This is a genomic window from Geodermatophilus sp. SYSU D00879, assembly GCF_054050375.1.
In genome coordinates, this window is record NZ_JBJGZF010000003.1 from 159033 (window position 1) to 179682 (window position 20650).

General features: G+C 75.6%; 16 protein-coding genes. 15 read left to right on the forward strand and 1 reads right to left on the reverse strand.

Features of this window, described 5'->3' with window-relative positions; translation table 11 throughout:
• Positions 1-19 precede the first annotated feature (19 nt).
• The 15 genes from ACI79B_RS06380 (at position 20) to ACI79B_RS06450 (ending at position 18872) form a co-directional block, all read left to right on the forward strand.
• A complete protein-coding gene (locus tag ACI79B_RS06380; RefSeq protein WP_456926692.1) occupies positions 20-433 on the forward strand; it encodes a hypothetical protein in 414 nt (137 codons plus the stop codon).
• A gap of 37 nt (positions 434-470) precedes the next feature.
• On the forward strand, positions 471-1001 hold the full coding sequence (locus ACI79B_RS06385; protein WP_456926693.1) for a hypothetical protein: 531 nt from the start codon (positions 471-473) through the stop codon (positions 999-1001).
• 10 nt (positions 1002-1011) lie between these two features.
• On the forward strand, positions 1012-2664 hold the full coding sequence (locus ACI79B_RS06390; RefSeq protein ID WP_456926694.1) for an FAD-binding dehydrogenase: 1653 nt from the start codon (positions 1012-1014) through the stop codon (positions 2662-2664).
• Positions 2661-3332 carry a hypothetical protein gene (locus ACI79B_RS06395; RefSeq protein ID WP_456926695.1) on the forward strand — a complete coding sequence of 224 codons (672 nt, stop codon included), beginning with the start codon at positions 2661-2663 and terminating at the stop codon, positions 3330-3332. Before ACI79B_RS06390 ends, ACI79B_RS06395 begins: the two co-directional genes overlap by 4 nt.
• 53 nt (positions 3333-3385) lie before the next feature.
• Complete coding sequence (gene hisI / locus ACI79B_RS06400; RefSeq protein ID WP_456926696.1) at positions 3386-3760, forward strand: phosphoribosyl-AMP cyclohydrolase; 375 nt, start codon at positions 3386-3388, stop codon at positions 3758-3760.
• On the forward strand, positions 3747-5255 hold the full coding sequence (locus tag ACI79B_RS06405; RefSeq protein ID WP_456926697.1) for an anthranilate synthase component I: 1509 nt from the start codon (positions 3747-3749) through the stop codon (positions 5253-5255). The genes hisI and ACI79B_RS06405 overlap by 14 nt, the downstream gene beginning before the upstream one ends.
• A complete protein-coding gene (locus ACI79B_RS06410; protein WP_456926698.1) occupies positions 5252-5908 on the forward strand; it encodes a Trp biosynthesis-associated membrane protein in 657 nt (218 codons plus the stop codon). The genes ACI79B_RS06405 and ACI79B_RS06410 overlap by 4 nt, the downstream gene beginning before the upstream one ends.
• 57 nt (positions 5909-5965) lie before the next feature.
• On the forward strand, positions 5966-6775 hold the full coding sequence (trpC, locus tag ACI79B_RS06415; protein ID WP_456926699.1) for an indole-3-glycerol phosphate synthase TrpC: 810 nt from the start codon (positions 5966-5968) through the stop codon (positions 6773-6775).
• A 125-nt stretch (positions 6776-6900) separates the two neighbouring features.
• Positions 6901-8277, forward strand: a complete 1377-nt coding sequence (gene trpB, locus ACI79B_RS06420) for a tryptophan synthase subunit beta (RefSeq protein ID WP_456926700.1) — start codon at positions 6901-6903, stop codon at positions 8275-8277.
• Positions 8274-9071: a tryptophan synthase subunit alpha gene (gene trpA, locus ACI79B_RS06425; RefSeq protein ID WP_456926701.1), complete on the forward strand. Its 798-nt coding sequence runs from the start codon at positions 8274-8276 to the stop codon at positions 9069-9071. Before trpB ends, trpA begins: the two co-directional genes overlap by 4 nt.
• The gene (lgt, locus tag ACI79B_RS06430) at positions 9068-10018 is read left to right on the forward strand and encodes a prolipoprotein diacylglyceryl transferase (RefSeq protein ID WP_456926702.1); all 951 of its coding nucleotides are present in this window, start codon (positions 9068-9070) and stop codon (positions 10016-10018) included. Before trpA ends, lgt begins: the two co-directional genes overlap by 4 nt.
• A gap of 316 nt (positions 10019-10334) precedes the next feature.
• Positions 10335-14999: a glutamate synthase large subunit gene (gltB, locus tag ACI79B_RS06435; RefSeq protein WP_456926703.1), complete on the forward strand. Its 4665-nt coding sequence runs from the start codon at positions 10335-10337 to the stop codon at positions 14997-14999.
• Positions 14992-16479 carry a glutamate synthase subunit beta gene (locus tag ACI79B_RS06440; RefSeq protein ID WP_456926704.1) on the forward strand — a complete coding sequence of 496 codons (1488 nt, stop codon included), beginning with the start codon at positions 14992-14994 and terminating at the stop codon, positions 16477-16479. Before gltB ends, ACI79B_RS06440 begins: the two co-directional genes overlap by 8 nt.
• Positions 16480-16584: 105 nt before the next feature.
• The gene (gene pyk / locus ACI79B_RS06445) at positions 16585-18000 is read left to right on the forward strand and encodes a pyruvate kinase (RefSeq protein ID WP_456926705.1); all 1416 of its coding nucleotides are present in this window, start codon (positions 16585-16587) and stop codon (positions 17998-18000) included.
• A complete protein-coding gene (locus tag ACI79B_RS06450; protein WP_456926706.1) occupies positions 17997-18872 on the forward strand; it encodes an acyl-CoA thioesterase in 876 nt (291 codons plus the stop codon). The genes pyk and ACI79B_RS06450 overlap by 4 nt, the downstream gene beginning before the upstream one ends.
• Here the strand turns inward: ACI79B_RS06450 and ACI79B_RS06455 are convergent.
• On the reverse strand, positions 18850-20550 hold the full coding sequence (locus ACI79B_RS06455; RefSeq protein WP_456926707.1) for an aminotransferase class V-fold PLP-dependent enzyme: 1701 nt from the start codon (positions 20548-20550) through the stop codon (positions 18850-18852). The two genes, ACI79B_RS06450 and ACI79B_RS06455, sit on opposite strands and share 23 nt — an antisense overlap.
• Positions 20551-20650 lie beyond the last annotated feature (100 nt).

Consider the following 20650-nt stretch of genomic DNA (forward strand, 5'->3'; position numbering starts at 1 on the left):
CGGTCCTAGGCTCCGCGGCGTGACCACGTCGTCCACGAGCCCCTCCCGCATGCCCGGCACGGCGATCGCCGCCGCGGCGGTCGGCGCCCTCGGCGTGCTGCCGCTGGCCCTGGTCACCGTCCTGCCCTTCGTCCTCGGCGGCGTGCAGTCCGACGACGTCCGGGACTGGTGGGTCTACGCGCTGCTCCTGCTGCCCGTGATCGAGCTCTTCGGCGTCGTCTGGCTGGTCTCCCGCCGGGGCCGGTGGCCGCTGCTCCTGGGCGCCGTGGCCTCGCTGGGCTTCGCGCTCCTCGTCATCGCGACGGCGGCCGCGGTCGGCGAGGACGTCGGCGCCGCGCCGGTCGTCGTGGCCGTCTGCCCGCTGGTCGCCGCCGGCCTCGCGCTCAGCCCCCGGGTGACGGCCTGGCTGGCCGGGCGCCGCCGGGCCGGCTGACAGGGCCCGGCCAGGAACCGGTCCTACGCTGCGCGGCATGCCGCCGTCCCCGCCCCGCCGGACGACGACCCGCCGCTCCCCGCGGGCGGCGCCCGTGTCGCCGTCGGCCGCCCGGCGGACCGCCCCGCCGCCCGCGCCCGGCCGCCCCCTGACCGCGCCGTTCGCCGCGGTGTTCGGCCTGCTCGTCGCCGCCGAGGACCTCTACCTCGGCCGGCTGCTCTGGGATGGCCTGCCCCCGGGCTGGGGCTGGTACCTGGGCGCCTCCGCCGTCCTGGCGCTGCTCGCGGTCGCCGGGTCGGCGCTGGTGTGGCTGGGCCGGGGCCGCGGCTGGCTGGTGCTCGCCGTGGCCGCGGTGCTGCCGCTGCTCCTGCTGCTCGGCGTGGCCCTGCTGTTCGGCGCCCTGGGTGACGGCTCGTCGGTCGGCTGGGCGCTGGCGCTGCTGGTCGGCCCGGCCGGCTGCCTGGCGCTGACGGTGCGCCGCCCGATCCGGGAGTGGACCCGTCCCGGCCGGGCGACACCGGCCCCGGTGCAGCCGGGGCGGACCCCCCGGGGCGGCCGCGCCCGCTAGCGTGCCCGCCGTGATCGACACAGACGTCGTCGTGGTGGGGTCCGGCCTGGCCGGGCTGGTGGCCACCGCCGAGCTGGCCGACGCCGGCCGGCGGGTGGTGCTCGTCGAGCAGGAGCCGGAGGCGTCCTTCGGCGGGCAGGCGTGGTGGTCCTTCGGCGGGCTCTTCCTCGTCGACTCGCCCGAGCAGCGCCGCCTGCGGGTGCACGACTCGCTGGAGCTGGCCCGCCAGGACTGGTTCGGCACCGCCGCCTTCGACCGCGCCGAGGACCACTGGCCCCGGCAGTGGGCGGAGGCGTACCTGGAGTTCGCGGCGGGGGAGAAGCGGGCCTGGCTGCGCGAGCAGGGCGTCGGCTTCTTCCCCGTCGTCGGGTGGGCCGAGCGCGGCGGCTACACGGCCACCGGCCACGGCAACTCCGTGCCCCGCTTCCACATCGTCTGGGGCACCGGCCCCGGCATCGTGGAGCCGTTCGCCCGCCGGGTCCGCGCCGCCGTCGAGCGCGGGCTGGTCGAGCTGCGCTTCCGGCACCGGGTGACCTCGCTCGTCGTCACCGACGGCGCGGTCACCGGCGTCCGCGGCGAGGTGCTCGAGCCCAGCGGCGCCGCCCGCGGCGAGGCCAGCTCGCGCACCGCCGTCGGGGACTTCGAGGTCGCCGCGCAGGCCGTCGTCGTCACCTCCGGCGGCATCGGGGGCAACCACGACCTGGTCCGGCAGAACTGGCCGGCCCGGCTGGGCCCCGCGCCGCGGCGGCTGCTGTCCGGTGTGCCCGCGCACGTCGACGGGCTCATGCTGCAGGCCACCGAGGCCGCCGGCGCCAACCTGATCAACCGCGACCGCATGTGGCACTACACCGAGGGGATCGCCAACCACTCCCCGGTGTGGGCGCGGCACGGCATCCGGATCCTGCCCGGGCCCTCCTCGCTGTGGCTGGACGCGACGGGGCAGCGGCTGCCGGTCCCGCTGTTCCCCGGCTTCGACACCCTCGGCACCCTCGCCCACATCGGGCAGACCGGGTACGAGCACACCTGGTTCGTGACGACGAAGAAGATCGTCGAGAAGGAGTTCGCGCTGTCGGGCTCCGAGCAGAACCCCGACCTCACCGGCAAGGACGTCCGGCTCCTGCTGGGCCGGGTCAAGGCGGGCGTCTCCGCGCCCGTCCAGGCCTTCCTCGACCGCGGCGAGGACTTCGTGACGGCGACGTCGCTGCCCGAGCTGGTCACCGGGATGAACCGGATCACCGGCGGCGCGCCCGAGGTGTCGCTGGAGACCGTGGAGCGCGAGGTCGTCGCCCGCGACCGCGAGGTGGCCCACCCGTTCACCAAGGACCTGCAGATCACCGCGGTCCGCGGCGCCCGCAGCTACCTCGGCGACAAGCTCATCCGGGTGGCCCCGCCGCACCGGCTGCTCGACCCCGCGGCCGGCCCGCTCGTCGCCGTCCGGCTCAACCTGCTCACCCGCAAGACCCTCGGCGGGCTGGAGACCGACCTGTCCGGCCGGGTGCTGCGCGCGAGCGGCGAGCCGTTCCCCGGCCTGTACGCGGCCGGGGAGGCGTCCGGCTTCGGCGGCGGCGGCATGCACGGCTACCGGTCGCTGGAGGGCACCTTCCTCGGCGGCTGCCTGTTCTCCGGCCGCGTCGCGGGCCGGGCGCTGGCGGCGGCCCTGTGAGCTCGCCCGGCAGCCCCTGGGCCGACCCGGCCGCGGGGACCGAACCGGTCGCCTACGCGGGGCCGCCGGTCACCGCCCCGTACTCCGCGCCGCCCCCGGTGTACGGGCCGTACGCGCCGGCGCCGGGCTGGCCGGCCGCGCCGTACTGGCCCGCCTACGGCCTGCCGGTGCCGCGGCGGCCGCGCCGGCCGGGGCAGGTGGTCGCCGCGGCGGTCCTCGCCTTCGTGCAGGCCGCCGTCGTCGCGCTGTCGTCGGCCTACGTGCTGCTGCTGGCCAGCGCGTTCGGCCTGTTCGCGAGCGTCCCCGACCCCTCCGGCGGCGGGAGCGACGACGTCTCCGGCCTGGTCACCGAGGTCACCGCGCTGTCGGCGGTGCAGCTGCTCTCGGCGGTCCTGCTGGTCGTCGCGGGGGTGCTGGTGCTCAACCGGCGCAGCCGGGGGGTGTGGTCGACGCTGCTCGTCGGCTTCGGCGTGCAGCTCGCCCTGGCCGTCTACTGGCTGGTCCGGCTGACCTCCCTCGCCGACCTCGCGGGCTCCGACCCGACCGGCGTGCTCGTCGTCGGCGTGCTGTTCTACGCCGCCGCCCCGGCCGTCGGCCTGGGCCTGCTGCTGGCGGGCGCCGTCCGCCGGTGGGTCGCCGGCGAGGACGCGCCACCGGCCGCGGGGTGACCGCGCGGGGCCGCCGACCCGGCCGGTCCCCGCGGCGGGGGAGAATCGCCGGCATGCCCGCCGTGCCCGCCGTCGACTCCGCCCTCGACCCCGCCGTCGCCGCGCTGCTGCGCCGCGACCCGGCGGGGCTGGTCGCCGCCGTCGTGCAGCAGCACGACACCGGCGAGGTCCTCATGGTCGCCTGGATGGACGACGAGGCGCTGCACCGCACCCTGACCACCGGCCGGGCCACCTACTGGTCGCGCAGCCGCGAGGAGTACTGGGTGAAGGGCGAGACCTCCGGCCACCGGCAGTGGGTCCGCGACGTGCGGCTCGACTGCGACGGCGACGCGCTGCTGGTGCTCGTCGAGCAGGAGGGCCCGGCCTGCCACACCGGCGAGCGCAGCTGCTTCCACCGCGACCTGGAGGTCACCCGTGCGGCTCGGTGAGACCAGCCCCTCCCGCGAGGCGTTCGCCGCCCTCGACCAGCCGGTCGTGCCGGTCACCCGGCGGCTGCTGGCCGACGGCGAGACCGCGGTCGGCATCTACCGCAAGCTGGCCGGCAACCGGCCCGGCACCGTGCTGCTCGAGTCGGCCGAGCAGGGCAAGCGCTGGTCGCGCTACAGCTTCGTCGGCGTGCGCAGCGCCGGGGTCCTCACCGAGCGCGGCGGCCGGACGCTGTGGCTCGGCGACCCGCTGCCCGGGCTCACCGACGACCTGCCCGAGGACCCGCTGGCCGCGGTCCGCACGCTGGCCCGCCGGCTGCGCTCGCCGCGCCGGGAGGACCTGCCGCGGCTGACCGGCGGGCTGGTCGGCTACCTCGGCTACGACGTCGTCCGGCGGCTGGAGCGGCTGCCGGTCACCGCCACCGACGACCTCGGCATGCCCGAGCTGTCGCTGGCGCTGGTCACCGACCTCGCCGTCCTCGACCACACCGACGGCACCGTGCTGCTCATCGCCAACGCCCTGACCGGCTCCGGCGACGCCGACACGGCCTGGGACGACGCCGTCGCCCGCCTCGACGCCATGGCCGCCGACCTCACCAAGGCGGTACCGCCGGGCGTGGCCACGTTCACCCCCGCCGAGCCGCCGCCGGTGCGCAGCACGATGGCGCCGGGGGCGTACGAGGCCGGGGTGGAGACGGTGCGCGAGCACATCCGCGCCGGCGACGCCTTCCAGGTCGTGCTGGCCCAGCGGTTCGAGACCGACACCGACGTCGACGCGCTCGACCTGTACCGGGTGCTGCGGGCCACCAACCCGTCGCCGTACATGTACCTGCTGCGCTTCGCCGGGCGGGAGACGCCCTTCGACGTCGTCGGCTCCTCGCCGGAGGCGCTGGTGACCGTGACCGGCAGCTCGGCCGTCGTCCACCCGCCGGCCGGCACCCGCCCGCGCGGCGCCACCGAGGAGGAGGACCTCCGGCTGGCCGAGGGGCTGCTCGCCGACCCCAAGGAGCGGGCCGAGCACGTCATGCTCGTCGACCTCGCGCGCAACGACCTGGGCCGGGTGTGCGTGCCGGGCACCGTCGAGGTGCCCGACTTCATGCGGGTCGAGTACTACAGCCACGTCATGCACCTGGTCTCCACCGTCGGCGGCGAGGTGGAGCCCGGCCGCGACGCGCTCGACGTCTTCGACGCGACCTTCCCGGCCGGCACCGTCTCCGGCGCCCCCAAGCCGCGGGCGATGGAGATCATCGAGTCGCTGGAGCCCACCCGGCGGGCGCTGTACGCGGGCACCGTCGGCTACGTCGACGCCAGCGGGGACCTGGACATGGCGATCGCCATCCGCACCGCGGTGCTCCACCAGGGCCGGGCGTACGTGCAGGCCGGCGCGGGGATCGTCGCCGACAGCGACCCCGCCACCGAGGAGGCCGAGACCCGGCACAAGGCGCGCGCGGTGCTCTCGGCGATCGCGACCGCGGAGGGCATGCGGGAGGTGCGGTGAACGCCCGGCGGGAGCTGGGGACGGCGCTCGCCGGCTGCGCGGTCGCCGGCGGGCTGGCGCTGTCGGCGGGCGGGCAGACCTGGGCCACGGTCACGGTCACCCGCCGCCCGCCGCTGCCGCCGGTCACCGAGACGCTGGCCGGGTCGTCGCTGGCGCCGCTGGTGCCCGCCGCGGGGCTGCTGCTGCTCGCCGCGGCGGTCGCCGTCCTCGCGGTGCGCGGCGCCGGGCGGGTCGCGGTGGGGGCGCTGGTGGCGCTGGCGGGCGCGGCGCTGGCCTGGTCGTCGGTGCGCGTGCTGGCCGGCGGGGTGGACACGACCGCGGCGCCGGCGGAGCGGCGCACCGCCGACCTCGCGGCCGCCTGGCCGGTGCTGTGCCTGGGAGCCGCCGTCGTCGCGCTGGCCGCCGGGGTGCTGGTCGCGGTGCGCGGCCGCCGCTGGCCGGCCATGGGCCGCCGCTACGAGCGGGCACCCGGCGCGGCCGCCGCGCCGGCCCCGGCGCGCGCCCGCACCGCCGAGGACCGGGCGCTGGACGCCTGGCGCGCCCTCGACCGCGGCGACGACCCCACGGCCGACCCCCCGTCCGACCCTGCCGACGAGGCGACACCGGGCCCGGCGGGCGACCCGGCGACCGGACCCCGCGGCCGCCGTCGCTAGGGTGGGTCCACCGTCCGACCGGCACCGGACCGGCCGGCCCAGCAGCGAGGAGGCGGAGTGACCGTCCTCGACGACATCGTCGCCGGCGTCCGTGAGGACGTCGCGGCGCGCGAGGCGGCCACCCCGCTGGCCGAGGTCCGGGCCGCCGCCCGCGACGCCCGCCCCGCCCGCGACGCCCTGGCCGCGCTCCGCGAGCCCGGCGTCGGCGTCATCGCGGAGGTCAAGCGCCGCAGCCCGAGCAAGGGCGCGCTGGCCGACATCCCCGACCCCGCCGTCCTCGCCGCGCAGTACGCCGCCGGCGGCGCCCGGGTGATCAGCGTCCTCACCGAGCGGCGCCGCTTCGGCGGCTCGCACGCCGACCTGGCCGCCGTCCGCGCCGCCGTGAACGTGCCGGTGCTGTGCAAGGACTTCGTGGTCAGCAGCTACCAGGTGCACGAGGCCCGCGCCCACGGCGCCGACGTCGTCCTGCTGATCGTCGCGGCGCTGGAGCAGAACGCGCTGCTGGGCCTGCTCGAGCGGGTCGAGTCCCTGGGCATGACCGCGCTGGTCGAGGTGCACACCGAGGCCGAGGCCGACCGCGCGCTGGCCGCCGGCGCCTCGGTGATCGGCGTCAACGCCCGCGACCTCACCACGCTCGACGTCGACCTCGGCACGTTCGAGCGGATCGCGCCCGGCCTGCCCTCGGGCGTGGTCAAGGTCGCCGAGTCCGGGGTCCGCGGCCCGCGCGAGCTCATCGCCTACGCCTCCGCCGGCGCCGACGCCGTGCTGGTCGGCGAGGGCCTGGTCACCGCCGGCGACCCGCGCCAGGCGGTCGCCGACCTGGTCACCGCCGGGTCGCACCCCGCGGTCCCGCGCACCACGCGCTGAAGAAGGACCCCTCTGCCCCCCACCCCTCCCAGGCTGGGGGCGGGCCCCTGCAGAGGGGCCGCTCGCGGGCGCGGCACGTGGACCCCCTGCGCCACCAGCGCGCCCCGGCGCGGGACACTGGGGGCATGACCACGAGTGCCGTCCACCCGCCCGAGCAGCGCAGCGACCCGGCGCGCCCGGCGTGGCCCGACGCCACCGGTCACTTCGGCGTCTTCGGCGGCCGGTTCGTCCCCGAGGCGCTGATCGCGGCCCTCGACGAGCTGACCGAGGCCTACGCGGCCATGCGGGTCGACCCCGCGTTCGTCGCCGAGTTCGCCGCCCTGCAGCGCGACTACACCGGCCGCCCGAGCCCGGTCACCGAGGTGCCGCGCTTCGCCGAGCACTGCGGCGGCGCCCGCGTGCTGCTCAAGCGCGAGGACCTCAACCACACCGGCTCGCACAAGATCAACAACGTGCTCGGCCAGGCGCTGCTCACCCGGCGGATCGGCAAGCAGCGGGTCATCGCCGAGACCGGCGCCGGCCAGCACGGCGTCGCCACCGCCACCGCCGCGGCGCTCATGGGCCTGTCCTGCACGATCTACATGGGCGAGGAGGACACCCGCCGGCAGGCGCTCAACGTCGCCCGCATGCGGCTGCTCGGCGCCGAGGTGGTCCCGGTGAGCACCGGCTCGCGCACCCTCAAGGACGCCATCAACGAGGCGTTCCGCGACTGGGTGACCAACGTCGAGACCACCAACTACGTCTTCGGCACCGTCGCCGGCCCGCACCCGTTCCCGGCGATGGTCCGCGACTTCCAGCGGGTGATCGGCGACGAGGCCCGCGCCCAGGTGCTCGAGCGGGAGGGCCGGCTGCCCGACGCCGTCCTCGCCTGCGTCGGCGGCGGCTCCAACGCCATCGGGATCTTCACCGCGTTCGTGCCCGACGAGGGCGTGCGCCTGGTCGGCCTGGAGGCCGGCGGCGACGGCGTCGAGACCGGCCGGCACGCCGCGACGATCACCGGGGGAGCGCCCGGCGTGCTGCACGGCGCCCGCTCCTACCTGCTGCAGGACGACAACGGCCAGACGATCGAGTCGCACTCGATCAGCGCCGGGCTGGACTACCCCGGCGTGGGCCCGGAGCACAGCTTCCTGCACGACGTCGGCCGGGCCGAGTACCGCCCGGTCACCGACGCCGAGGCGATGGAGGCCTTCGCGCTGCTGTGCCGGACCGAGGGCATCATCCCGGCGATCGAGTCCGCGCACGCCCTCGCCGGGGCCATGCGGCTCGGCCGCGAGCTGGTGGCCCGGGGGGACGGTGGGCGGGGAGGCGGACCGCCGCTGCTGCTGGTCAACCTCTCCGGCCGCGGGGACAAGGACGTCGAGACCGCGTCGCGCTGGTTCGGCCTCGGCGACCGCGACGAGGTCGACCCCGGGCCCGGCATGGACACCCACCAGCAGCCCACCGAGGGCGCCGTCGCGTCCGGCGACGCCGTGCCCGGCCAGGCCGCGGGGAGCCAGGCATGAGCCGGCTGGAGGACCGCATCCGCGCCGCCCGCGCCGAGGGCCGCGCCGCGCTGGTCGCCTACCTGCCGGTCGGCTACCCGAGCGTGGACGACTCGATCGCCGCCATGGTCGCGGCGGTCGAGGGCGGGGCCGACGTCGTGGAGATCGGCGTCCCCTACTCCGACCCCGGCATGGACGGCCCGGTCATCCAGCAGGCGGTCGACCCCGCCGTGCGCGCCGGGGTCGGCATGCGCGACGTGCTGCGCGCCGTCGAGGCGGTCGACGCCGCGGGCGCGGTGCCGGTGGTGATGAGCTACTGGAACCCGGTCGAGCGCTACGGCGTCGAGCGGTTCGCCACCGACCTGGCCGCCGCCGGGGGAGCGGGCGCGATCACGCCCGACCTCATCCCCGACGAGGCCGCCGCGTGGCTGGCCGCCGCCGAGGCCGCCGACCTCGACCGCGTCTTCCTCGTCGCGCCGTCGTCCACCGACGCCCGGCTGGCGTCGACCACCGCGGCCTGCCGCGGGTTCGTCTACGCCGCGTCCACGATGGGCGTCACCGGCACCCGCGCCACCGTCGGCGACGCCGCCGAGCGCCTGGTCGCCCGCACCCGCGCGGTCACCGACGTCCCGGTGTGCGTGGGCCTCGGCGTCTCCGACGGCGACCAGGCCGCCGAGGTGGCCGGCTTCGCCGACGGCGTCATCGTCGGGTCGGCCTACGTGCGGGAGCTGCTCGAGGGCCGGGGCGCCGACGGCGTGCGCCGGCTGTCCGGGGAGCTCGCCGCGGGCGTGCGCCGCCGGGTGGCCGTGCCGTGACGGTGCTGGCGTCGATCCCGAGCCCGGCCCAGGGGGTGTGGCACCTCGGGCCGTTCCCGCTGCGCGCCTACGCGCTGTGCATCATCGCCGGCATCGTCGCCGCCTGCTGGATCGCCGAGAAGCGCTGGGTCGCCCGCGGCGGGCGGCCCGGCGAGGTGCTCGACATCGCGATGTGGGCGGTGCCCTTCGGCATCCTCGGCGGCCGGCTCTACCACGTGATCACGACGCCGCAGCCCTACTTCGGGGAGGGCGGCGACCCGCTGCGGGCGTTCGCCATCTGGGAGGGCGGCCTCGGCATCTGGGGCGCCATCGCCCTCGGCGGCGTCGGCGCCTGGATCGCCTGCCGCCGCCGCGGCATCCCGCTGCCGGCCTTCGGCGACGCCATCGCCCCCGGCCTGCTGGTCGCCCAGGCGGTCGGCCGGCTGGGCAACTGGTTCAACCAGGAGCTGTTCGGCGGCCCCACCACGCTGCCCTGGGGCCTGGAGATCGACCTCGCGCACCGCCCCGACGGCTACGAGGCGTTCGCCACCTTCCACCCGACGTTCCTCTACGAGCTGCTGTGGAACCTCGCCGCGGCCGCCGTCGTGGTGTGGGCCGACCGCCGCTTCCGGCTGTCCCACGGCCGCGCGTTCGCGCTCTACGTCGCGCTGTACTGCGCCGGCCGGCTGTGGATCGAGGTCCTGCGCATCGACGACGCCAACCGCTTCTTCGGCGTCCGGCTCAACGTGTTCACCTGCATCGTGGTGGGCCTGCTCGCCGTGGCCTACATGGTCTGGCAGCGGGGCCGCCCGCGGGAGGTCCTCGACCGGGACGCCGACGGCGGACGTGACGACGACGACACCCCGGCCGCCGACGCCGGCACCGCCGACGACGCCCCGACCAGCACCGACGCGCCCGCCGCGGAGCGGCGGGGTGACCGGTCTCACGACGCGCCGGGGACGCCCTGACAGGACGCGCCGACGGATCGGTTCGCGGCGGTGGGCCGGGTCTCGCCGCTGTGTACCCTCCTGTCCAGACCAGCCGGTGATCCCGGCGGGTCGCTCGCGTCGTAACCGGGCCAGCGCTGCCCCGCGGGACGACGACCCCGCGCAACCAGCCGCGGGGCCGCCGGTCCTCCGCCTGTCCGGGCCACCGTGTCCCGGCCGGTCACCGGCTCCGCTGTCCTCCACTGCTTCCGTGCACCGCACCCTCTGACCACCGGCCGGGCCCCGCGCCCCGCGACGTCCTCCCGGGACCGCGCGCAGGCCGACGACGGGAGTGATCATGTCCGGGTCCCGCACCCCCGCCCCCCGCACCACCGCCGGCTCGGCCGTCCCCTTCTCGGCGACGCCGGCGGCCTCCGGTCTCTACGACCCGGCGAACGACTCGGATGCCTGCGGCGTCGCCTTCGTGGCCGACGCCCGCGGCCGCCGCTCCCGCGCGATCGTGGCCGCCGGCCTGACCGCGCTGCACAACCTCGACCACCGCGGGGCCGCCGGCTCCGAGCCCAACTCCGGGGACGGCGCCGGCATCCTGACCCAGGTGCCCGACGCGCTGCTGCGGGCCGGCGTCGACTTCGACCTGCCCCCGCTGGGCGAGTACTCGGTCGGCATCGCCTTCCTCCCGGTCGACGAGCAGGAGCGGGCCGCCCGCTACGCCGACGTCGAGCGGATCGCCGCCGAGGAGGGCCTGACCGTCCTCGGCTGGCGCGACGTGCCGGTCGACCCCGACGGCGCCGACCTCGGCCCCACCGCCCGCGCGGTCATGCCGCACTTCGGGCAGCTGTTCGTCGCCGAGACCATGGGCGCCCGCGCCGACCAGCAGGCCTTCGGCGGCCCGCGCGAGGTCAACGGCGTGACCCGGCTGGAGCGGCGCTCGTTCGTGCTGCGCAAGCGCGCCGAGCGGGAGGCCCGCGAGGCCGGCAGCTCCCTCTACGTGGTCTCGCTGTCCAGCCGCACGATCACCTACAAGGGCATGCTGACCACCGACCAGCTGCCCGCGTTCTTCCCCGACCTGCGCGACGAGCGCTACGAGTCGGCGATCGCGCTGGTGCACAGCCGGTTCTCCACCAACACGTTCCCGAGCTGGCCGCTGGCGCACCCGTTCCGGTTCATCGCCCACAACGGCGAGATCAACACCATCAAGGGCAACCGCAACCGGATGCGCGCCCGCGAGGCCAAGCTCGAGACCGAGCTGTTCGACGGCCCCGCCGGCCCGGCCTCCGAGCTCGGCCTGGACCGGATCTTCCCGGTGACCGCGAGCGACTTCAGCGACTCGGCGACCTTCGACGAGGTGCTCGAGCTGCTGCACCTGTCGGGCCGCTCGCTGCCGCACGCGGTGCTGATGATGATCCCGGAGGCGTGGGAGAACCACGACGAGATGGACCCGGCCCGCCGGGCCTTCTACCGGTTCCACTCCTCGATCATGGAGCCCTGGGACGGGCCGGCCTGCGTCGCGTTCACCGACGGCACGCTCATCGGCGCCGTCCTCGACCGCAACGGCCTGCGCCCGGGCCGCTGGTGGCACACCAAGGACGACCTCGTCGTCCTCGCCAGCGAGGCCGGCGTCCTCGACATCCCGGCCGGGGAGGTCGTCGCCAAGGGCCGGCTGCAGCCGGGCCGGATGTTCCTCGTCGACACCGCCTCCGGGCGGATCGTCTCCGACGAGGACGTCAAGGGCGCCCTGGCCACCGAGCACCCCTACGACGACTGGCTGCACGCCGGGCTCGTGCACCTGCCCTCGCTGCCCGAGCGGCGGCGCGCGCGGCCCAGCCACGAGTCGGTGGTGCGCCGCCAGCAGCTGTTCGGCTACACCGAGGAGGAGCTGCGCGTCCTGCTCACGCCGATGGCCGCCACCGGCGCCGAGCCGATCGGCTCCATGGGCACCGACACCCCGATCGCGGCGCTGTCGGACCGCTCGCGGCAGCTCTACGACTACTTCGGTCAGCTGTTCGCCCAGGTGACCAACCCGCCGCTGGACGCCATCCGCGAGGAGCTGGTGACCAGCCTCGGGCGCACCTTCGGCCCGGAGCAGAACCTGCTCACGGCCACCCCGGCCTCCTGCCGGCAGGTGTACCTGCCCTACCCGGTCATCGACAACGACGAGCTGGCCAAGATCCTGCACATCGACGACGACGGCGACCTGCCCGGCTTCGCCGCCGTCCGGATCACCGGCCACTTCGACGTCACCGGCGGCGGCCCCGCGCTGGTGCAGGCGGTCGAGGAGCTGCGGAACAAGGTCAGCAAGGCGATCGCGGCCGGCGCGCGGGTCATCGTGCTGTCCGACCGCGACTGCGACGAGAACCGCGCGCCGATCCCGTCGCTGCTCATGACCGCCGCCGTCCACCACCACCTGGTGCGCGAGCGCACCCGCATGGAGGTCGGCCTGGTCGTCGAGTCCGGCGACTGCCGCGAGGTGCACCACGTCGCGCTGCTGCTCGGCTACGGCGCGGCCGCGGTCAACCCCTACCTGGCCTTCGAGTCCATCGAGGACCTGATCCGCGACGGCGTCCTCACCGGCGTGCAGCCCGCCCAGGCGGTGCGCAACGTCGTCAAGGCGCTCGGCAAGGGCGTCCTCAAGGTCATGAGCAAGATGGGCATCAGCACCGTCGGCTCGTACACGATGGCGCAGATCTTCGAGGCCGTCGGCCTGTCCCAGGACGTCGTCGACGAGTACTTCACCGGCACCTCCTGTCCCCTCGGCGGCGTCGGCATGGACGTCCTCGCCGAGGAGGTTGCCATGCGGCACCGGCGCGCCTATCCGGAGAACCCCACCGAGCGCGCGCACCGGCGGCTGGAGACCGGCGGCGAGTACCAGTGGCGCCGCGAGGGCGAGGTGCACCTGTTCAACCCCGAGACGGTGTTCCTGCTCCAGCACGCCACCCGCTCGCGGCAGTTCGAGGTGTTCCAGCGCTACACCGACACCGTCGACGCGCTCTCGGAGGAGGCCGCGACGCTGCGCGGCCTGTTCGAGATCAGGACGGGCGTGCGCCCGCCGGTGCCGCTCGAGGAGGTCGAGCCGGCCAGCGAGATCGTCAAGCGCTTCCAGACCGGCGCGATGAGCTACGGCTCCATCTCGCAGGAGGCGCACGAGACCCTCGCCATCGCCATGAACCGGCTCGGCGGCAAGTCGAACACCGGCGAGGGCGGCGAGGACCCCGACCGCTACGTGCCCGACCCGAACGGCGACCTGCGCCGCTCGGCGATCAAGCAGGTGGCCAGCGGCCGGTTCGGCGTGACCAGCGAGTACCTGGTCAACGCCGACGACATCCAGATCAAGATGGCGCAGGGCGCCAAGCCCGGTGAGGGCGGCCAGCTGCCCGGCGGCAAGGTCTACCCGTGGGTGGCCCGCACCCGGCACTCGACGCCGGGCGTCGGCCTGATCAGCCCGCCCCCGCACCACGACATCTACTCGATCGAGGACCTCAAGCAGCTCATCCACGACCTCAAGAACGCGAACACCGAGGCGCGGATCAACGTCAAGCTGGTCGCCGAGGTCGGGGTCGGGACGGTCGCGGCCGGCGTCAGCAAGGCGCACGCCGACGTCGTCCTGATCTCCGGGCACGACGGCGGCACCGGTGCCGCCCCGCTGACCTCGCTCAAGCACGCCGGCTCGCCGTGGGAGCTCGGCCTGGCCGAGACCCAGCAGACGCTGCTGGCCAACGGCCTGCGCGACCGGATCGTGGTCCAAGCGGACGGCCAGATGAAGACCGGCCGCGACGTCCTCGTCGCGATGCTGCTCGGCGCCGAGGAGTACGGCTTCGCCACCGCTCCGCTGGTGGTGTCGGGCTGCATCATGATGCGGGTCTGCCACCTGGACACCTGCCCGGTCGGCGTCGCCACCCAGAACCCGGAGCTGCGCAAGCGGTTCACCGGGCGGCCGGAGTTCGTCGTCACCTTCTTCGAGTTCCTCGCCGAGCAGGTCCGGCAGTACCTCGCCGAGCTGGGCTTCCGCTCGGTCGACGAGGCCGTCGGCCACACCGAGCTGCTCGACACCCGGCGCGCGGTCGACCACTGGAAGGCCAGCGGCCTGGACCTCTCGCCGATGCTCGCGCAGCCCGGGCTGCCCGAGGGCGCGTCCCGCCGGGCGGTCCGCACCCAGGACCACGGCCTCGACGTCGCGCTGGACCAGACGCTGGTCCAGCTGTGCGAGGGCGCCCTGCTCGACGCGCGGCCGGTGCGCCTGGAGCTGCCGGTGCGCAACGTCAACCGCACCGTCGGCACGATGCTCGGCTCGATGGTCACCCGCCGCTTCGGCGGCGAGGGCCTGCCCGACGGCACGATCGACCTGACCTTCACCGGGTCGGCCGGCCAGTCCTTCGGCGCCTTCGTCCCGCGCGGCGTCACCATGCGGCTGCTCGGCGACGCCAACGACTACGTCGGCAAGGGCCTGTCCGGCGGCCGGATCGTCGTCCGCCCGGCGCTCGAGGCGACCTTCGCCGCCGAGGACAACGTCATCGCCGGCAACGTCATCGGCTACGGCGCCACCAGCGGGGAGATCTTCCTGCGCGGGCGGGTCGGCGAGCGGTTCTGCGTCCGCAACTCCGGCGCGCTGGCCGTCGTCGAGGGCGCCGGCGACCACGCGCTGGAGTACATGACCGGCGGCCGCGCGGTGGTCCTCGGGCCCACCGGCCGCAACGTCGCGGCCGGCATGTCCGGCGGCATCGGCTACGTCCTGGACCTCGCCCGGCACCGGGTGAACCCGGAGATGGTCGACGTCGAGCCGCTGGACGGCGAGTCCGCGCAGTGGCTGCGCGACGTGCTGGTCCGGTACCACGCCGAGACCGAGTCGCCGGTCGCGGCGGCCCTGCTGGCCGACTGGGGCCGCTGGTCCGAGCAGTTCAGCGTGATCATGCCGCGCGACTACCGTCGCGCTCTCGAGGCCCGGCGCGCCGCCGAGGCCGCCGGCACGGATGTGGATCGAGCAGTGATGGAGGCCGCACGTGGCTGACTCCACGGGGTTCCTGAAGTACGAGCGGGCCCTGCCGCCCCGGCGGCCGGTCGACGTCCGCATCCTCGACTGGAAGGACGTCTACCTCTCCCGGCAGAACGGGGAGGACGGCGTCTACCCGGTCGCCGCGCTGCGCCAGCAGGCCGCGCGGTGCATGGACTGCGGCATCCCGTTCTGCCACCACGGCTGCCCGCTGGGCAACCTGATCCCGGAGTGGAACGACCTCGCCCGCCGGGACGACTGGCGCGACGCGATCGAGCGGCTGCACGCGACCAACAACTTCCCGGAGTTCACCGGGAAGCTGTGCCCGGCCCCCTGCGAGGGCGCCTGCGTGCTGAACCTGCAGGACTCGCCGGTCACGATCAAGCAGATCGAGTGGGAGATCATCGACCAGGCCTTCGAGCGGGGCTACGTCGAGCCGCAGACCCCGGCCGAGCGCACCGGCAGGAGGGTCGCCGTCGTCGGGTCCGGGCCGGCGGGCCTCGCCGCCGCCCAGCAGCTCACCCGCGCCGGGCACGACGTCACCGTCTACGAGCGGGCCGACAAGGTCGGCGGGCTGCTCCGGTACGGCATCCCCGAGTTCAAGATGGAGAAGGCCGTCCTGGACCGGCGGCTGGACCAGATGCGCGCCGAGGGCACCCGTTTCGTCACGGGCGTCGAGGTCGGCGGGCCGGGGGAGGGCGACCTCTCCGCCGAGCAGCTGCGCGCCGAGCACGACGCCGTCGTGATCGCCGCGGGCGCCACCATCGGCCGCGACCTGCCCGCCCCCGGGCGCGAGCTCGACGGCATCCACCTGGCGATGGAGTTCCTGCCCTTCGGCAACCGGCAGGCGCTCGGCGAGCTCGACGACCCGCCGATCTCCGCCCACGGCAAGGACGTCGTGATCATCGGCGGCGGCGACACCGGCGCCGACTGCCTGGGCACCTCCCACCGGCAGGGCGCCCGCTCGGTCACCCAGCTGGAGATCATGCCCGCGCCGCCGGACAAGCGGGCCGAGGGCAACCCCTGGCCGACCTACCCGATGATCATGCGGGTCTCCTCGGCCCACGAGGAGGGCGGTGAGCGGCTGTACTCGGTCAACACCGAGCGCTTCCTCGGCGACGACGAGGGCCGCGTGCGCGCCCTGGTCATCCACGAGGTGGAGCGGGTCGACGGCCGGTTCCAGAAGGTCGAGGGCACCGAGCGCGAGCTGCCGGCCCAGCTGGTGCTGCTGGCCATGGGCTTCACCGGCGTGCAGCGCGAGGGCCTGGTCGAGGCGCTGGGTCTCGACGTCGACGGGCGCGGCAACGTCGCCCGCGACGGCGAGTTCATGTCCACCGTGCCCGGCGTGTTCGTGGCCGGCGACGCCGGCCGCGGCCAGTCGCTGATCGTGTGGGCCATCGCCGAGGGCCGCGCCGCCGCCGGCGCGGTCGACCAGTGGCTGACCGGCAGCTCCATGCTGCCCCGGCCGGTCACCCCGACCGCGGTGGCGCTGCGCTAGACACCACCACGGAACCACTCCGGCGACAGGGGCCGGGTCCCGCGACACCCGCGGGGACCCGGCCCCTGTCCGTTCCGCCGGAGGCCGCCCACTAGCGTTTCCCCCATGTCCCGCCGCGCGAAGATCGTCTGCACCCTGGGCCCGGCCACCAGCTCCCTCGAGCAGATCACCGCCCTGGTCGAGTCGGGGATGGACGTCGCCCGGCTCAACTTCAGCCACGGGGCGCACGCCGACCACGAGAAGGCCTACATCCACGTGCGCCAGGCGTCGGACCGCACCGGCCGCGCCGTCGCCGTCCTGGCCGACCTGCAGGGCCCCAAGATCCGCCTCGGCACGTTCGCCGACGGCCCGGTCCACTGGGCCACCGGCAGCCGCGTCTGCATCACCGTCGACGACGTCGAGGGCACCGCCGAGCGCGTCTCGACCACCTACAAGGGCCTCGCCAACGACGCCCGCGTCGGCGACCGGCTGCTGGTCGACGACGGCAAGCTCGCCCTGTCGGTCGTCTCCGTCGACGGGCCCGACGTCTGGTGCCTGGTCGTCGAGGGGGGCGAGGTCTCCAACAACAAGGGCCTGTCGCTGCCCGGTGTCGCCGTGAGCGTGCCGGCGCTGTCGGAGAAGGACGAGGAGGACCTCCGCTTCGCCCTGCACCTGTCGGTCGACTTCGTCGCGCTGTCGTTCGTCCGCTCGCCCAGCGACGTCGAGCTGGTGCGCGACATCATGCGCCAGGAGGACGTGCACGTCCCCGTCATCGCCAAGCTGGAGAAGCCCGAGGCGGTGGCGAACCTGGAGGCGATCGTCGAGGCCTTCGACGGGGTCATGGTGGCCCGCGGCGACCTCGGCGTGGAGCTGCCGCTGGAGCAGGTGCCGCTGGTGCAGAAGCGCGCCGTGCAGGCCGCCCGCGAGCGCAACAAGCCGGTCATCGTCGCCACCCAGATGCTCGAGTCGATGATCACCAACTCGCGGCCCACCCGCGCCGAGGCCTCCGACGTCGCCAACGCCGTCCTCGACGGCGCCGACGCGGTGATGCTCTCCGGCGAGACCTCGGTCGGGCGCTACCCGATCGCGACGGTGCGCACGATGGAGCGGATCATCGACGCCGTCGAGAGCTCCGACGCGCGCGCCCCGGAGATCACCCGCCGGTCCCGGTCCCGCTCCGGTGCCATCGTCCGCGCGGCCCGGGACATCGGCGAGGCGCTCGACGTCAAGGCGCTGTGCACCTTCACCCAGACCGGCGAGACCACCCGCCGGCTGGCCGCCCTGCACCCCCGCCAGCCGCTGCTGGCCTTCACCGTCGACGGCCGGGTCCGCAGCCAGCTGGCGCTGTCGTGGGGCGTGGAGACCTTCCTCGTGCCCTCCGTGCAGCACACCGACGACATGGTCGAGCAGGTGGACTTCTCGCTGCTGTCCATCGGCCGGCTCCGGGTCGGCGACCGCGTCGTCGTCGTCGCGGGCAGCCCGCCGAACACGGTCGGGTCGACCAACCTCATCCGGGTGCACGAAGTCGGCACCGACTCGTGACCGGCGGCGGGACCCAGGCCGCCGCGCTGATGAGCGTCCTCGACCTCGAGGAACGCTCGCCCGACGTCTTCGTGGGGCAGACCCCGACGACCACGCTGCAGCGCATCTTCGGCGGGCAGGTGGCCGGGCAGGCGCTCATGGCGGCCACGCGCACGGTGCGGGGCGGCCGCGGCGTGCACTCGCTGCACTCCTACTTCCTGCGGCCGGGCGACCCGCACGAGGAACTGCGCTACACCGTCGAGCGGATCCGCGACGGCCGGTCCTTCTCCACCCGCCGGGTCATCGCCTGCCAGACCCGGCGCGGTGAGGACGTCGCCGTCTTCGCGCTGACGGCGGACTTCCACGCCGGCGAGCCGGCCGTCGTCACGCACTCCCGGCCTATGCCGGAGGTGCCGCGGCCCGAGGAGCTGCTGTCGCTGGCCGACCACGCCGCCGGGCACGGCGCCCTGGCGGCCCCGGCGCTGGAGATCAGCCGGGCCGTGGAGCAGCGGCCGCTGGTCAACCCGTTCGCGCCGGAGCCGAAGACCCCGCCGGCCACCCAGTCGCACGCCTGGTTCCGGGTGGCGGGCCGGCTCCCCGACGACGCCGGGGTGCAGGCCGCGGCCCTGACCTTCGTCAGCGACCTGACGCTGCTGTCCGCGGGGCTGGCGCGGGTCGGCGGCGGGTGGGGCGGGCGCTACGTCGGCGCCAGTCTCGACCACGCCATCTGGTTCCACGCGCCGTTCCGCGCCGACGAGTGGTTCCTCTACGAGACCGACAGCCCGGCCGCCTCCGAGGGCCGCGCGCTGTGCTTCGGCAGCATCTGGACCGCCGACGGCCGGCACGTGGCCACGGTGGCCCAGGAGGGGCTCATCCGGTCACTGGGGGAGTAGCCGGGACGGCCTCGGCCGGCTCCGCCCCGGCCGGGGTCTCCTCCGGGGCCGCCTGCCGCTCGGCCGCCGCCTGCTCGGCGGCCTGCTGCTCGGCCGCGGCCTGCTGCTCGGCGGCCGCCTGCTCGGCGGCGTGCCGCCGGGCGGCCTCCTCCTCGGCCGCCCGCCGCTCGGCCTCCTTGCGCTCGGCCTCGGCGCGGGCGCGCTCGGCGGCCTGCTCGGCGAAGTCGGCGGCCAGCCAGTCGTGGCCCTCGCACAGCAGCGCCCACGCCCGCTCGACGTGCGCCCGCGTCGTCGCCGGCGCGCCGATCGCCACGCGCAGCACCACCGCGCCGCGCACGGTCGTGTGGGTGAGGTAGACCTCGCCGCCGTCGTTGAGCCGCTCCAGCAGCGTCATGGTCGCGACGTCGGCGTCGACGTCGGCCGGCCAGCGCGGCCGCAGGCACACCAGGGACAGCGGGTGCGGGGTGGCGACGTCGAAGCGGTCGTCGGCGTCGGCCCAGCCGACGAGCTCCTGCGCCAGCGCGACACCGGACCGGACGTGCGCCCGCAGCCCCTCGGCGCCGTACCAGCGCAGCACGGTCCACAGCTTGAGCGCGCGGAACCGGCGGCCCAGCTCGATCTGCCAGTCGCGGTAGTCGACGACCGCGCCGGCCTCGGTGGCGGCGTTGCGCAGGTACTCGGGGAGGATCGACAGCGCGCCGGTGAGCGCCGCCCGGTCGGCGACCCAGAACAGCGTCGCGTCGAAGCCGGTGAGCAGCCACTTGTGCGCGTCGGTGGTGTAGCTGTCGGCCTCCTCGACGCCGGCCTGCAGGTGCCGCAGCTCCGGGGCGACGGCGCTCACGCCCGCGTACGCGGCGTCGACGTGCAGCCAGGCGCCGTAGCGGCGGCAGATCGGCCCGATCTCGGCCAGCGGGTCCACCGCGGTGGTCGACGTCGTCCCGACCGTGGCGCACACCAGCACCGGCTTGAGCCCGCGGGCGGTGTCGCGCCCCAGCCGGGCGGCCAGCGCCGCCGGGCGCATCGCCAGGTCGCCGTCGACCTCCACGACCCGGATGGCGTCGGTGCCGAGCCCGGCGATCCGGACGGCCTTCTCCATCGACGAGTGCGTCTCGGAGGAGACGTAGACCGTGTACTCCTCGGGCACCACGCCGTGCCGGACGGTGGCCCCGCCGCTGGCCCGGTGCAGCGCCGCGAGCAGGGCGACCAGGTTGGCCCCCGAGCTCGAGTCCTGGACGACGCCGCCGCCGCTGCCCGTGGACCGGAACGCCTCCGGCAGCCCGAGCAGGTCGGCGAACCAGTCCAGGAGGTGCTGCTCGAGCTCGGTGGCCGCCGGGCTGGTCACCCACGACATGCCCTGGACGCCCAGGCCCGCGGAGAGCAGGTCGCCGAGCACCGAGGGGCCGGAGGTGTTGGCCGGGAAGTAGGCGAGGAAGCCGGGGTGCTGCCAGTGGGTGACGCCCGGCAGGACGACCTGCTCGAGGTCGGCGAGGACCGCGGAGAACGGCTCGCCCTGCTCGGGCGCCGACGGCGGGAGCGCCGCGCGGACGTCGCCGGGGGAGACCCGCGAGCGGACGGGGAAGGACTCGATGCGCGCCCAGTAGTCGGCGATCCAGTCGACCACCTCGTGACCGTGCTGCCGGAACTGCTCGGGGGTCATGTGGGGCACGGGCTCGCTCACCCCGACACCGTATGCGGTGCTCCCGGGATGACCGCGGGACGACGCCGGGACGTGAGCCGCCCCGCGAGGCGCTGGGAGGAGTGGGGGCCGGAGGCCTCCG